This window comes from Mesorhizobium sp. M0239 (genome assembly GCF_040321815.1).
GTDB lineage: Bacteria > Pseudomonadota > Alphaproteobacteria > Rhizobiales > Rhizobiaceae > Mesorhizobium.
In genome coordinates, this window is the sequence record NZ_JAMYSG010000047.1 from 1 (window position 1) to 12781 (window position 12781).

Consider the following 12781-nt stretch of genomic DNA (forward strand, 5'->3'; position numbering starts at 1 on the left):
TTCCTGCGCGGCTGCTGTTCCTCGGCTGGAGCGGCCTGTTCGGCCGGCGCCTGCTCGGTCTGCTGCTGCTGGTCGCGCTTCTTCCGGCGTGGCTGCTGCTCCTCGGCGGGCTGCTCGCTCTGGGCAGGCGCGGCCTGCTGTTCAGGCTCGGCCTTCTTGCGTTCGCGCTTCTGTTCGGGTTCCGCCTGCTGCTTTTGTGCGCAGGCTTCGGCCGCTTCGCCTTCGGCGCATGCTGCTTGCGCCAGGATGAATGGGGCTGCCGTGCGCTGGGCAAGGCCGGACGCGACACTTCCCTGAAGCGGGAACGCGCCCAACGGCGCGGATGCCATCAACAGGCCAAGTGCCGTGCCTGCCAGAATCCGTGGTTGGCGTTTCATCGAAATTCTCCTTGTGGGGTCCCATCCTTGCCGAAACCGATCTTGTGCCGATTGGTTCCAGTCTGGCACGGATAGAGGCCGTACGGGGCGATTGACCGACCTTTTGAAGGCAACTTCATGTCATTCACCTGGCGATAGCCGCATTGCGACCATTGCCGCGCTTGACCTTGCCCGCGGCTGGGGCCACATCCCGGAAATGGAAACGCCATTCTGGAAAACCAAGGCGCTGGAGGCGATGAGCCCGGCCGAGTGGGAATCACTGTGCGACGGCTGCGGCAAATGCTGCCTGTCAAAGCTTGAGGACGAGGACACTGGCGAGATCTACTGGACCAGCGTCGGCTGTCGGCTGTTCGACGCCGAGACCTGCCGCTGTTCGGACTATGCCAATCGGCTGGCGCGCGTTCCCGACTGCGTCGGGCTGACGCCGCAGAATGTGCGAACCATCAGCTGGCTGCCCAGCACCTGTGCCTATCGGCTGGTGGCCGAAGGCCGCGACCTCTACTGGTGGCACCGGCTGGTGTCGGGCAGCGCCGAGACCGTGCATGAAGCCGGCATCTCGATGCGCGGCCGGGTCAAGGCGAGCGAAACCGATCTTGCCGAGCCGGAAGACTATTTTGACTATGTGCTGGACGAGGAGCCGTAGGACCAGCGACGGTGAGCAGGAGCCTCCCGTTCGAATGCATTCGGCCAATCAGCGGGGTTGGAACCGGGGCGTCGAGTCAGACGTTCTGGCCTTCACCAAGGGCTGGGGACGACGGCAAATGGCCGGAACTTTCCTTCTTCCCGCCATATGAACCGGAGATGAACGGCAGGTTCGTAAAGAGTTCAGACAGGCAAGCGCATTCTCCCCCTCATCGGTTCACAAGGGGCGAAGGCCCGCAAAAGGAGAGAAGACGATGTTCAACACGATCAAGACGGCAGCCCTTTCGGCCCTGGTCGGTCTCGGCACGCTGGCGGCTGTTCCCGCTCACGCCGACAGCCTTTACCTCGGCTTCGGCAACAACAACGACCCGCGTTTCGGCGTCTATACCGGTGACGACGGTTATCGCCATCGCCGTGACGAGCGCCGTGGCGACTGGCGCCGTGGCTGCTCGCCGGACCGCGCCCTCGACAAGGCCGAACGCATGGGTCTGCGCCGTGCCCGCATCGTCGACGTCAGCCGTCGTACGGTGAAGGTGATGGGCCGCCAGGACGGCGACCGCGTCGTCGTCGTGTTCGCCAATGAGCGCGGCTGCCCCGTCATCTATCGCTAAGGCCGGCTTTGGCGGATCATAGAGGCATGATCGTCTGCGAGGATCAGCCGGGAGACACGACCTTCAGTGAAGGTCGGTCTGGCAGCATGATCTCCTACGAAGATCAGCCGGGACTAGCCGAGCCCCTTTCCGTTTGAAGGGTGTGGCTCGAAAAAACCCCGCGGGAGCAATCCTGCGGGGTTTTTCATGCACGCTATTGGCTGATGATTGCCGTGGCTAGGCTCAGCTACGGACCGTCAGAGCCGATTATTTCAGTTCGAAGGTGACGGTGACCTGCACATTGTAGGCGTTCTCACCGGCTTGTACCGGAGCCGCGCCGGCCGCGGCATCGAAGGCTTTGGCATTGATCGGCATCGGCGCCGGCCTGATGTTCTGGTCTGTGATCTCGAGCACCCGGCCGAGGCTGACGCCGGCGGCTTCGGCCAGCGTCTTGGCCTTGGCCATGGCGTCGGCGACCGCCTTCTTTCGCGCCTCGGTGACCGTGGCTGCCGGGTTGTCGTTGGTGAAGGCAATGCCGCCGCCCTGGTTGACGCCCAGCGACACCGCCTTGTCGAGGACCTCGCCTGTCTTGTCGACGTCGCGCACCCGCACCGAAAGCGTGTTGGTCACCTGATAGGCGACGAGTTCGGCTTCCTGGCTGCCGTCCGGCTTGTTGGTGTAGTTGTAGCGCGGGTTGATCTGGATGCCAGCGGTCTGCAGATCGCGGTCCTTGATGCCGGCGGACTTCATCGCCGCGATCACGGCGGCCATGGCGTCATTGTTGGCATCGAGCGCGGCGCGCGCGGTCTTGGCCTCGCGCATGACGCTCAGCGTCAGGACCGCCAGATCGGGGGCTACGGTTGCTTCGCCTTCGCCCGACACGATGATGCGGGGCGGCGTCGGCAGATCGGCGGCTCCAGCCATCGCCGGAAAAACGATTGCAGCGGCGAGCGCGAGAGGCAAAAGATGTCTGGTCATGAAAATCTCCTTGGTCTGCGATCAAGTCGCAAGGGGTCGCGTAGAGCGCGATTATGGGTTGATTTGGGCGATCTGCGGAAGCCCGTAGGGAAAGCCTTGTGCCGCGATGCGAAAAACATTAATCCAGCCCGCGTGGGGCCTGTAGCTCAATGGTTAGAGCCGGCGGCTCATAACCGCTTGGTTGGGGGTTCGAGTCCCTCCGGGCCCACCATCCAGTCCCCTCGTTTTTCGGGGTTTCGACCGTCTCAGAATACCTCCGACATTTCCGTGGGTTAGCGCCGAGTAGTGGGCAACACTTGGCTGAGACGCCGCGGTAAACGCAAAACACCCGACTTTTAGTCGTCCGTCTCTGTCGGGCGAATTCCGTAGCCAAGTGTTTGCCAAAGCGATGGTCGACTGGTCAGCGAGATGCTCGCCGGATGGTTAGAAGCCCAGGAGTGCAGCCTGGTCAGTCCAAGTAAGGGGGAGGTCCGACAATCGGGACAGCCGGTGCGCCGTTAGTTCAACAGGTTGATCACCTGCAACGATGTTGGCCGCAATTTTTGGAACGAGGAAAGCGAAGGGCAATAGGCGGCTGACCTCGGATGTATCGGTGCCGTTGAGCATGGCAACGTCGGTAAGGCTGCGACCGACTCCGTCTGTAAGTTGGCCGAGATATAGGTGGGCGCGGCGCAGAAGGTTGATCAAGGCGGCATCGGGTGCCCGGTTGATATTGGATCCGTTGGTAAGCACGATCCGCGTTTCGACGCCGCGACGCTTCATTCCGATTGGACATTCGATGGAAGTTACTTGGGCGCTATCGTTGGGTGGCAGCTTTCGGTCGAGAAGCAATTCCGATAGCGAGCGGCGATCCAGTTCGATGGTCAATAAACCAAGCTTGAGGGTGATCCTGTGAACGATCTTTTGGAGGAGAGATCGCTTCGCATCCGTAGTGCCTGAAGCCCAACACGACCGCATCTCGTCAACTCGCCGCATCGCTGCCTGGATTTCGCCAGAGTCTGCCCATTGCCGAATCCAATCAGACAGTTGGGCTTGATCACTGAGAATCCGATTGAGGCGATGCTCAACAACTGACTCAAGTGCGGGTGCCGGAAGACGCCAGCCCTCGGAACCTTTCCTGCGCTCATCGACGAACTGCTTTGAGACATAGTATCGGTAGCGAACACCTTGCTTATTGGCATGAACCGATCGCAATTTCTCGCCCGCTTCATCAAAGAGCAGACCGGTGAGCAAATGGGCTTGCGTGACATTGGACTCGCTTCGCCGCCGCGGCGCCTGAGAGGCAAGTAGTGCCTGGGCCTCGTCGAACGTGGCAGACGTGACAATTGGCTTGTGCTCTCCATCGTAGACCTGATCCTTGTGCCTGATCTTGCCGACGTAGACCGGGTTCGAAAGCAGGTGGTAGAGGTTGCCGCGACCAAACGGCATGGTAACTGCAACTGATCCGTCTATGAGGTGTCGCGATCGTGTGGAAACCCCGTCGCTCGCAGCCTCATCGACAAGGTCGCGCACTGACCTCAGGGTGAGATAGCGGGCGAACAGGTGTCTGACTGTTTGTGCCTCGGTTTCGTCAATCACCAGCTTGCGGTACTCGACACGATAGCCCAGGGGCACCACGCCACCCATCCACATGCCTTTCTTCTTCGAGGCCGCGATCTTGTCGCGGATACGCTCTGCTGTAACCTCTCGCTCGAACTGGGCGAAGGACAAGAGCACGTTGAGCGTGAGCCTGCCCATTGAGGTTGTGGTGTTGAACTGCTGCGTGACCGAGACAAACGAGACGGAGCTGGCATCGAAGATCTCGACGATCTTGCAAAAATCCATCAGCGAACGGGTGAGGCGGTCGATCTTGTAGACGACCACCACATCGACCTCTTTGTCCCGGATGTCCTGTAGGAGACGCTGCAGGGCAGGGCGCTCCATCGTGCCGCCCGAAATCCCGCCGTCATCGTAGTGGCTTGGCATCAACTTCCAGCCAAGACCGACCTGCGATGCGATGAAGGCCGCGCACGCTTCGCGCTGGGCATCGAGCGAATTGAATTCCTGCTCCAATCCCTCTTCGGTCGATTTGCGAGTGTAGATCGCGCAGTTGAGGCGAGGGATTGCTGTCATAGGCCAAAGAACCTCGGGCCAGACCAATGGGCGCCGGTAATGCGGCGGGCGACAGCCGACAGCGATCCGTACGTCTTGCCATCGAGCACGAAGCCGTCATAGACCACTTCGATAACGTGCATCCGGCCATTCCATTCCCGCACCAGACGGGAGCCGATTCTTGGCGGAAGGGATCGTGGCGGCGACGTTAGTGCCTTATCCGATGACGCTGCTCGGACCGACGGAACACCGTCCTCGCGATCCGGTCCAGTATTGCTCGGTTGGACAGCCTTTACGTTGGACTGGCGCGCGTTGCCTGCTCCGAGTGTTTTCTTGACGGTCGAAGGTAAACCACCCAATCGCTTGGCCTGGAGATGCCAGGCGGCCGACCGTTCAAGCAACCCACGTTTGACCCCTTTGGGCGGCGGGCAGCCATAGGCCTTTTTCCATGCTGCCGTGAGTTCATCACGCGTGAGACCGCCAATCCCGGCGATCTCACTATCCAGATCCTGTCTTTTGCGCATCTAGGTCAACCGGCGGTCTTCGCCTCGGCAATGCGGTACCGCCTTTGTCCGTCCTTGCCGGTGTCGCTGAGCAGTTCGTGGCCAAGCTTCTTCTTGACGGTACCGGAGAGGAAACCCCGCACCGAATGCGCCTGCCATCCCGTCGCATCCATCAGGGTTTGGATTGTAGCGCCTTTGGCCGACTTCAGCTTCTTGAGGACGATGTCGGTTTTGGTAGGCGCTGCGGGCGCTTCGTCCTTTGCCTTCTTGACCGTCACCGCGACGGTCACCACGGACTTCTCGCGCGGCTTCCGGGTTGGGGTGCTGTCGTCGACGCTGGGTGCCGTATCGGCGGCTTCCGCATTGTCGGCCTTCATAGTGGTGTTGTTAAAGATAGACATTTCAAATCTCCATCAGTTAGAAGCCCGGACCATTCCGGCGCTTGTACTGACCGAAGCCCGCTGTCTTGGCGGGCTGGAGATTCTGCTCGTTGTTAATCCATTGTTCTTCTGCTGCGCTGGCAACACCAATGCTTCGTTGCCGTATGAAGTCCAGTCGAATATCGCTGCCTTCGAGGGCTTAGACCACACCAGTGGACCTTCCCACGACGTGTCGATGCTCCCAAGTCCATCTGGCATTTGAAAAGTTAGGAAATCGCGATGAAATGACAGCGATCCGCAATGAACCGCAGATCTTCAATTCTTCGGAAATAAGTCAAATATAGAAAGGGCATTGCCTAGGCTGTCTTAATATCGGAGGAAGGGCAAATGGAAATCGCGGAAGCCTCTCTTACAGCCGAAGATGACAAGGGGAATGGCGATCCAGGGTCTACGCTAAGGGCCAGCCCTCTCCGCATCGGAATCTCTACGCGCGCTCTTTTTGATCTGGAGGAGGAACATCGCGTATTCGAGAACTACGGCGTCAAGTCGTATGCGGCCATGCAACTCGAACGCGAGGACGTGATCCTCCGCAGGGGTGCTGGCTTTGAGGTAGTCGAGCGGTTACTCGCGCTGAACGATCCTGAGGCTGCTCCGTATGTTGAAGTGATCCTTCTGTCCCAGAACTCGCCCGACCTCTCTCTCCGAGCGTTCAAGTCGATCGATCATTATGGGCTTGTCGTCAAGACAGGCAGTTTTACTAGCGGGCGGTCACTCGCTCCTTTTGTTCCTGCTTGGGGCATTGACCTATTTCTCTCAAACGCGGACACGGATGTAAAAGGAGCGGTGGACGGCGGAGCAGCCGCTGCTCGGCTTGGCTTGGCGCCCAAGGATCGTGCCGAAACACCCCAGGGCGAGGTCCGGGTCGCGTTCGACGGCGATGCTGTAGTGTTTGGCCCCGAGTCCGACGCAATCTACAAAGAAAAGGGCCTGGAGGCTTTCCTTGCGCATGAGACCGCGAACGCGAGCAATCCGATGGCGCGCGGCCCGTTTGGCAATTTTCTTCACAAGTTATCGGCATTGCGCCGAGTTTTCCTTAATGAGGGCAACGTGAGTAAGGTCCGCATCGCACTTGTCACTGCCCGGAACGCCCCTGCGCATGAGCGCGTAATTCGGACGCTGAGAGCGTGGGGAACACCAGCTGACGAGGCGCACTTCGTAGGCAGCCGTGAGAAAGCACCCATCCTGAAGGCGCTCGGGGCCCACATTTTCTTTGATGATCAAGAGAAGCACGTTTTAGGCGCGGCGGCAGTGGTTCCTGCCGGCCATGTTCCCGGACCTCACGATCCGGCTGCGCCGGTAATCCCGGCCGGCTGATTCTTCAGGATTAGATCTCGTTCGCTTTGACTGAGCGTCCGAACGTGACGGCATGCGATCTGGGCATAGTGGAAGCCGAACGGCGGCTTGGGGCGGAAGTATAGGTGAGCATTCCGTGCCGGCGAGCGCCGCCAACTGCGTGCGACTGCCCTGTAAGCCGGAGGTCAGAGCGTCTTGCTCATAAGCAGGATAGGAACCGGAGCCCCGCCACGCTCGTCGAAGAATTTCTTGACGGATTGGTACCCGCAGGCGCGATACAGTGGCTCTCCGGCCGCGGTAGCTGCCAGCTCAGCACGGGCGAAGCCCTCGGCCTTGGCGGCACGCTCACAAAGCGCAAGGATCAAGTGGCCGACCCCCCGCCGGACAAAGTCCGGATGGGTGTACATGGCTCTGATGCGTGCTGCGTCCTTGGCAGGATCAAGCAGCGCTGCATCACGTCCAGGCGACTGATCTCCACCATACATCGTTGCGCGCCGGCTCCAACCGCCGCAACCTGCCAAAACGCCGTTGTGCTCCACGAGGAAGTAAGTGCCGTCGTCGACAAGTTGTGTATCCAGCCCCATGATGGCCCGGCTGGATTGGATCTGAGCGTCATCTAGAAAGGGCTTCTGGAGTTCAGAGATCGCCGCGTCCATGAGCGTAATCAGGGCCGGGAGATCCTCCCGTTGTGCTTTCCGGTGCCGAAAGTCTTCACTTGCCATGTTCAAGTCTCGATTTGACGAATTTCGTTCCGGCAGAAGAGACCAAATATTCGCTGCTGCGGCAGCCTCGAGACGCTATCCACTGCGGCCCCGACGGCATAGCCGTGACAGTCATTCTGGCAGCCCCGCCATGCGATAGCCTTCCACGATATGCCGTCGGACGTCCTCGGCCGGGAAAGGCTGCGAAGCTGACCAATGCCTGATTGTGAAGTGCGGATTGCTTATCATGAACATTTCCGCCTCCCAGCGCGCCTCCTCCAAACGGCCAAGTTGCGCAAGGCTTGCTGCAAGCAGGCGTCGTGAAGTCGTGCGATAAGTTTCGGGTCTCCGCAACGTTTGAACCGCGGATTCGTAGTCGCCGATGGCATACTGAGCCTGGCCCAACATCCAGTAGTACCAACCGGGCGGGTGAGGGTTGAGCCGCAGCGCCTTGCGCACCTGCTCTATGGCTTCGGCAGGCCGGCCGTTTTCCGTCGTCAGTTCAGCTTGCATTGCCCATGCGTCGGCGTGGTTGGGATCCAGCTTGTGGGCGGCGGCGAATTCGGCATCCGATTCCGCCCAGCGACCCTCATGTCCTAGTATAACGCCCAATACCCATCGGTTCCCAGCGTCATTCGGGTCGAGTTCGACCGCCTGCTGTGCTTCGGCAACCGCACTTGTGCGATTGGGGTCCATCGGTTCGTCCCAGAACTCCCAGCCCAGCCAGAGGTTGAGTGCCAGCCAACGATGCGCCTCCGCATATTCCGGATCGAGCGCAATTGCCCGGTTCAGCAGGAAAATGGCTTCTTTCGCGGTGAGTGCCGTTTGCAGGCCCAAGGCCCGTGCACGCACACATAAATCATAGGCCTCCAGGTTCTTCGGTCTGTTGCGCCCCGGCGCGGCGGTCAGACGGCCCACCAGAGCCTCGACAATCTTGCCGGTCACCTCGTCCTGAACAGCGAAGATATCTTCAAGGCTTCGGTCGAATCTTTCGGCCCAAAGGTGGTCGCCCCCGATCGCATCGATCAATTGAGCGTTGATACGCACCCGTCCAGCTGCCCGCCGTGCACTACCCTCAAGAAGATGGCGCACTCCCAGTTCTCGCGCGATGCGACGCACATCCATATGCCTGCCCTTGTATGCAAAAGCCGAGTTGCTGGCGATGACAAACAACTCGCTGTTCCTCGACAGATCCGTGATCAGGTCTTCGGTGAGGCCGTCGACAAAAGCCTCCTGCTCCGGATCGTTGCTCATGTTCGTAAAGGGAAGGACGGCGATGGAGGGCTTGCCGGGGAGCGGCAGCGGCGCTTTCTCTGCCGGTCCGCCACTTTCAGATGAGGCCGATAACCGAATCCGGTAAACGGATACCGGTTCGGCAACGTTCTTGATCGCTTGCGGACCGAGTTCGTCGAAGTCGCATTCAAGCTTTCGCTTGACTTGATCGTAGACGCTGCCGGAGACGCAGATATCTCCGGCCCCGGCCATTGCCTGAAGCCGCACTGCGACAACAACGCCATCGCCGAACAGATCGCCGTCCTCGACAACGACATCGCCCAGATTGATGCCGATATGCAGGTTGATTTGTCGGTCGAACGCCAAACCCTCGTTCGCGGCCATCATCCGCTTCTGGAGTTCGACGGCGCATGACACCGCGTTCACTGCGCTTCCGAACTCGACTAGGACGCCATCACCCATCACTTTTACGACACGGCCGTGACGGTCGCGGACCAGTGGTTCCAGGATCTCCTTCCGCCTCCTCTTTAACGCGTTCAATGTTCCTTGCTCGTCCAGGTCCAGAAGTCGGCTGTAGCCCACCACGTCGGCGGCCAATATGGCGGCAAGACGGCGTTGGGCGCGTTCTTCGGCCATTTCGCTTTGCTTTCATTGAAAGCAGAAAAATGGGATTGTATGACGTCTATTTCAAAAGTCTATCAGGCTGACTTTGAAGCTCGATCGGCAAGCCGCTACATGGGGTGATCGCGTCACGTCGGTCGATCATTCACTTTCTTGTTTACGCGGTCGCGAGGACGATACCTCAAAGACGGAGGGGCCTCAGCCGAGCCCGCATTGTGTCGTTTCGGAACCGGGTGGACCAATCAATTTAGGGTCATGTTGAATAAAATGCAGAGTGGAACTCAACGCCGACCTGTGCCAGGGTCCCGCCTCATCACAACCAGTCCAAAGAGAAGATCGCCCCCTTTCACCACTCTTTCCTTCGCGGCGCCCAACGGCAGGCCGTGGCCCGCCGTTCAGTCATGCGCTCCGGATTGCGGCGCGGCCAATTTAACGGTCGATGTAATCCCCCGTTTACCGCTCTGGAGTGCGTGGCGGCACCTGATCTAGGAGTGCGATCTCATCGGTCGCTGCTGGCAGTTCGCCCCTTGGCGTCAGCTTGTCGACCGCCTCGGGCAAGTCTTTAGTGATCCGGGCAATCAACTCATCGCGCGACAGACCAGTTTGCATCGAAAGCGCAGTGAGAGTGTCCTCGTCAATTGCCGTCTCCACGTCCTTCGGGTCGATCGGTTCGTTGGGTCCGGTACTAACCCACGAATCGACCTTCGATCCCGCTCCTGCATTTCTGAAGCGGTCGAGGATGTCTCCAAACGCGGTCCCGGAGACGCCCTTGGACAGCTGATCCAAGAGCCCGCCTTGTGTGTTGTTTGGATCTCGATTTCCCGCGCCGCGGATCAAGTCACCGATCTTATCGCGATTTTGGTAAGCAAGAATGCCAAGCATCGCGACAGCCAGTCTTCCCAGATTTGCCATTGGTTTCCTCCTTAGCTAACAGGAAGAAGGCTTCGAGGCTCGCAAGGTTCCGCCTGCTGGAGTTAATAGACCTCTGGAACACGCTCAGCCTTCTCCTCCCGGAATTCTGCAGCGAAGCGCGCCGCAAGTTTTCCTCGCCGCGCCAGTGCTTCACACGGCAATCAACCCTGGGGTTTTAAGCGGCGCAATGATAAGGAGGAGGGAGCGGAACCTGGCCAGCTCGCTGTCGCTGTCATTCCCAACGTTTGCCCAACCAGTCTTCAAGCCCGTTGTCCGGCTCCTATCTTCAACCGAGTGCCGCTCTCACGCCCCATCTTAGCCTCAAATTACACACCCGCTCTTCGGAGGTGCATTGAGCTTCTCTAGCTGCGGGACATATGAAGCGCAACACGATCTCGTCCTTCCGATTTGGCACGAAACAGAGCCAAATCGGCGGCATTGACGAAATCGTTTGGCGTCTCGTTCTCGGTGGGTACCGCTGTTGCGGCGCCAACGCTGATGGTCACGCGATCCGGGCCGTGGGGTATGTTCAATTCCCGCACGCTCTGGACGAGCCGCTCTGCGATCGCGCTGGATTGTTCCAGTAAAGTGTCGACCAGCACGATGACGAACTCTTCGCCTCCGTACCGCGCAGCGAGATCGGTGGAGCGGCCGGAACCACTCTGGATTACGCGGGCGATTTGCTTGAGCACCTCGTCGCCGGCCATATGGCCATAGGTATCGTTGTATCGTTTGAAGTTGTCTGCATCGATCATCAACAGCGACAATGGGGACTGTGCGCGAAAAGCGCGCTTCCATTCAGCCGCCAGATATTCGTCAAAATAGCGCCTGTTGCCTAGACCCGTCAGGCCATCGATCCGCGTCAGACGTTCAAGCTCGAGATTTGCACTGATCAGCTGTCGCTGGCTTTCCCTTAGCGCTCGGTACGCCGCGTCTCGCTGGACGTGATCCAGATAGGCCCGCGTGTGATATCGAATACGTGCAATCAGCTCGATACGGTCCGGCAGTTTGACGAGATAGTCGTTCGCTCCCGCAGCGAACGCCTCGCCCTTGGTGGCTGGATCTTCCTTGCTCGACAGCACAATGACTGGGACCGCGCGTGTCGACCCATGCTTCCTGTATTCTCGCACCAGATGCAGCCCATCGACCCCGGGCATGACGAGATCCTGCAGAATAACCGTTGGCTTTACCTCATCCGCGACCGCCATCGCTCTCAATGGGTCGGTGCAGAAGTGTAAGGAAATATCGGGCGCGGTGGCTAGAGCGCGCCTGACCGCCTCGCAAACCATGATCTGATCATCGATGAGCAGAACCATGGATGAATAATTATCTGCGAGTGGCGGGACCAGCTCTGGTTCTTGCGTCATCGGACGGGCCCTTTCACGTGGAGCGCTCGCAGGCTTCGATTATACGTGAGCCGATAGCACTCAAAGGAAGAATATCAACAGCCGCGCCGATGTCGGCGGCGGCCTTCGGCATGCCATAGACGGCACTGGTTGCTTTATCCTGCGCGATTGTGAGATGCCCCTTGTCGCGGAGCTGTCTCAGCCCGCGCGCACCATCCCTGCCCATGCCTGTGAGCAGAACACCAGTCACCGAGCCGGGCCACCATTGCGCCGCACTTTCGAAGAACACATCTACGGACGGCCGATAAACATTGTCCTTGGGGCTGGGCGTATAGCCAAGTTGCCGAGCTGACTTGAAAACCAGATGATCCGCAGAACTGGCAACGAGAACGGTGCCGGCTTGAGGACTATCCCTTTCCCGCGCCGGACTGATCGGGAGAGGCGTATGCTGCCCCAGCCAATCAACGAGGCCTGGAACGAACTGAGCATCGAGATGCTGGACGAGTACAATCGCGCCGCCAAAGTCAACGGGAAACGAACTCAGGACTGCGGCAACGGCAGCCGGCCCGCCCGCGGAGGCACCGATTGCAATCAGGCGTCGAGGTGTCGGCTCAGCCGCACGTGACATCCGCCTTTTTGCCTGGGTCGGCGCATCACCAATCAGCTTGCCGATCGTCCCTATCTTGTTCGTCAAAAGCCGGGCGGATTGCGAGGACGCGTTACCTTCGATGCCCACTGAGGGAATATCGACTGCGTCAAGCGCGCCATGACCCATTGCTTCGTAGACGCCGGCGAGGTTGGCTTCGATACTAGCGGTCACCAGCAAGATTGAGCACGGGGTTTCCGCCATGATTCTGCGGGTCGCTTCCACGCCGTCCATCTCTGGCATCGCTAGATCCATGAGTATGAGATCCGGCAGATCACGTCTGCAGACCTCGACCGCCTCTCGCCCATTGGTCGCGATCCACGCGACCTGATGTTCGCCGGTCGACAGGACCAGTCGACGCAGAAGTTCAACCGCCATGGGCATGTCGTTGACCACGCCGATTCTCAT

At 59.5% G+C, this 12781-nt stretch carries 12 protein-coding genes, 1 tRNA gene and 1 pseudogene; 4 read left to right on the top strand and 10 right to left on the bottom strand.

The window, feature by feature from the left end:
• A pseudogene (locus NKI99_RS31420) lies at positions 1 to 377 on the bottom strand (OmpA family protein); the annotation flags it as partial.
• Between the two features lie 196 nt (positions 378 to 573).
• Between NKI99_RS31420 and NKI99_RS31425 the strand changes: the two are divergent.
• Complete coding sequence (locus tag NKI99_RS31425) at positions 574 to 1020, top strand: YcgN family cysteine cluster protein (protein ID WP_013530173.1); 447 nt, start codon at positions 574 to 576, stop codon at positions 1018 to 1020.
• 253 nt (positions 1021 to 1273) lie between these two features.
• Positions 1274 to 1630: a hypothetical protein gene (locus tag NKI99_RS31430; RefSeq protein WP_023809642.1), complete on the top strand. Its 357-nt coding sequence runs from the start codon at positions 1274 to 1276 to the stop codon at positions 1628 to 1630.
• Positions 1631 to 1876: 246 nt separating this feature from the next.
• Here NKI99_RS31430 and NKI99_RS31435 read toward each other — a convergent pair whose 3' ends face one another.
• On the bottom strand, positions 1877 to 2587 hold the full coding sequence (locus NKI99_RS31435; RefSeq protein ID WP_352613361.1) for an SIMPL domain-containing protein: 711 nt from the start codon (positions 2585 to 2587) through the stop codon (positions 1877 to 1879).
• Between the two features lie 135 nt (positions 2588 to 2722).
• Here NKI99_RS31435 and NKI99_RS31440 point away from each other — a divergent pair.
• A tRNA-Ile gene (locus NKI99_RS31440) sits at positions 2723 to 2798 on the top strand.
• 212 nt (positions 2799 to 3010) lie between these two features.
• Here the strand turns inward: NKI99_RS31440 and NKI99_RS31445 are convergent.
• Genes NKI99_RS31445 through NKI99_RS31455 form a run of 3 tightly spaced genes read right to left on the bottom strand, consistent with a single transcriptional unit; the run spans position 3011 to position 5582 of the window.
• Positions 3011 to 4699: a recombinase family protein gene (locus NKI99_RS31445; protein ID WP_023809640.1), complete on the bottom strand. Its 1689-nt coding sequence runs from the start codon at positions 4697 to 4699 to the stop codon at positions 3011 to 3013.
• Complete coding sequence (locus NKI99_RS31450; RefSeq protein ID WP_032908834.1) at positions 4696 to 5202, bottom strand: DUF2924 domain-containing protein; 507 nt, start codon at positions 5200 to 5202, stop codon at positions 4696 to 4698. The genes NKI99_RS31445 and NKI99_RS31450 overlap by 4 nt, the downstream gene beginning before the upstream one ends.
• A gap of 5 nt (positions 5203 to 5207) precedes the next feature.
• On the bottom strand, positions 5208 to 5582 hold the full coding sequence (locus tag NKI99_RS31455) for a DUF3489 domain-containing protein (RefSeq protein WP_245273115.1): 375 nt from the start codon (positions 5580 to 5582) through the stop codon (positions 5208 to 5210).
• A gap of 366 nt (positions 5583 to 5948) precedes the next feature.
• Between NKI99_RS31455 and NKI99_RS31460 the strand changes: the two genes are divergently transcribed.
• A complete protein-coding gene (locus NKI99_RS31460) occupies positions 5949 to 6935 on the top strand; it encodes a 5'-nucleotidase (RefSeq protein ID WP_081734773.1) in 987 nt (328 codons plus the stop codon).
• 164 nt (positions 6936 to 7099) lie between these two features.
• Here NKI99_RS31460 and NKI99_RS31465 read toward each other — a convergent pair whose 3' ends face one another.
• The 5 genes from NKI99_RS31465 to NKI99_RS31485 form a co-directional block, all read right to left on the bottom strand.
• The gene (locus tag NKI99_RS31465) at positions 7100 to 7636 is read right to left on the bottom strand and encodes a GNAT family N-acetyltransferase (RefSeq protein WP_023809638.1); all 537 of its coding nucleotides are present in this window, start codon (positions 7634 to 7636) and stop codon (positions 7100 to 7102) included.
• Positions 7637 to 7747: 111 nt separating this feature from the next.
• Positions 7748 to 9484: an adenylate/guanylate cyclase domain-containing protein gene (locus tag NKI99_RS31470; protein WP_352613363.1), complete on the bottom strand. Its 1737-nt coding sequence runs from the start codon at positions 9482 to 9484 to the stop codon at positions 7748 to 7750.
• A gap of 438 nt (positions 9485 to 9922) precedes the next feature.
• Positions 9923 to 10381 carry a YidB family protein gene (locus NKI99_RS31475; RefSeq protein WP_023809636.1) on the bottom strand — a complete coding sequence of 153 codons (459 nt, stop codon included), beginning with the start codon at positions 10379 to 10381 and terminating at the stop codon, positions 9923 to 9925.
• A gap of 362 nt (positions 10382 to 10743) precedes the next feature.
• Positions 10744 to 11697, bottom strand: a complete 954-nt coding sequence (locus NKI99_RS31480) for a response regulator (RefSeq protein WP_023809635.1) — start codon at positions 11695 to 11697, stop codon at positions 10744 to 10746.
• A gap of 64 nt (positions 11698 to 11761) precedes the next feature.
• Positions 11762 to 12781, bottom strand: a complete 1020-nt coding sequence (locus NKI99_RS31485; protein ID WP_127297587.1) for a chemotaxis response regulator protein-glutamate methylesterase — start codon at positions 12779 to 12781, stop codon at positions 11762 to 11764.

What these genes read in the sequence shown, in the direction of transcription:
- NKI99_RS31425 (WP_013530173.1), top strand. Translation starts at nt 574, where the DNA reads ATGGAAACGCCATTCTGGAAAACCAAGGCGCTGGAGGCGATGAGCCCG.
- NKI99_RS31430 (WP_023809642.1), top strand. Translation starts at nt 1,274, where the DNA reads ATGTTCAACACGATCAAGACGGCAGCCCTTTCGGCCCTGGTCGGTCTC.
- NKI99_RS31435 (WP_352613361.1), bottom strand. Translation starts at nt 2,587, where the DNA reads ATGACCAGACATCTTTTGCCTCTCGCGCTCGCCGCTGCAATCGTTTTT.
- NKI99_RS31445 (WP_023809640.1), bottom strand. Translation starts at nt 4,699, where the DNA reads ATGACAGCAATCCCTCGCCTCAACTGCGCGATCTACACTCGCAAATCG.
- NKI99_RS31450 (WP_032908834.1), bottom strand. Translation starts at nt 5,202, where the DNA reads ATGCGCAAAAGACAGGATCTGGATAGTGAGATCGCCGGGATTGGCGGT.
- NKI99_RS31455 (WP_245273115.1), bottom strand. Translation starts at nt 5,582, where the DNA reads ATGTCTATCTTTAACAACACCACTATGAAGGCCGACAATGCGGAAGCC.
- NKI99_RS31460 (WP_081734773.1), top strand. Translation starts at nt 5,949, where the DNA reads ATGGAAATCGCGGAAGCCTCTCTTACAGCCGAAGATGACAAGGGGAAT.
- NKI99_RS31465 (WP_023809638.1), bottom strand. Translation starts at nt 7,636, where the DNA reads ATGGCAAGTGAAGACTTTCGGCACCGGAAAGCACAACGGGAGGATCTC.
- NKI99_RS31470 (WP_352613363.1), bottom strand. Translation starts at nt 9,484, where the DNA reads ATGGCCGAAGAACGCGCCCAACGCCGTCTTGCCGCCATATTGGCCGCC.
- NKI99_RS31475 (WP_023809636.1), bottom strand. Translation starts at nt 10,381, where the DNA reads ATGGCAAATCTGGGAAGACTGGCTGTCGCGATGCTTGGCATTCTTGCT.
- NKI99_RS31480 (WP_023809635.1), bottom strand. Translation starts at nt 11,697, where the DNA reads ATGGTTCTGCTCATCGATGATCAGATCATGGTTTGCGAGGCGGTCAGG.
- NKI99_RS31485 (WP_127297587.1), bottom strand. Translation starts at nt 12,781, where the DNA reads ATGAGAATCGGCGTGGTCAACGACATGCCCATGGCGGTTGAACTTCTG.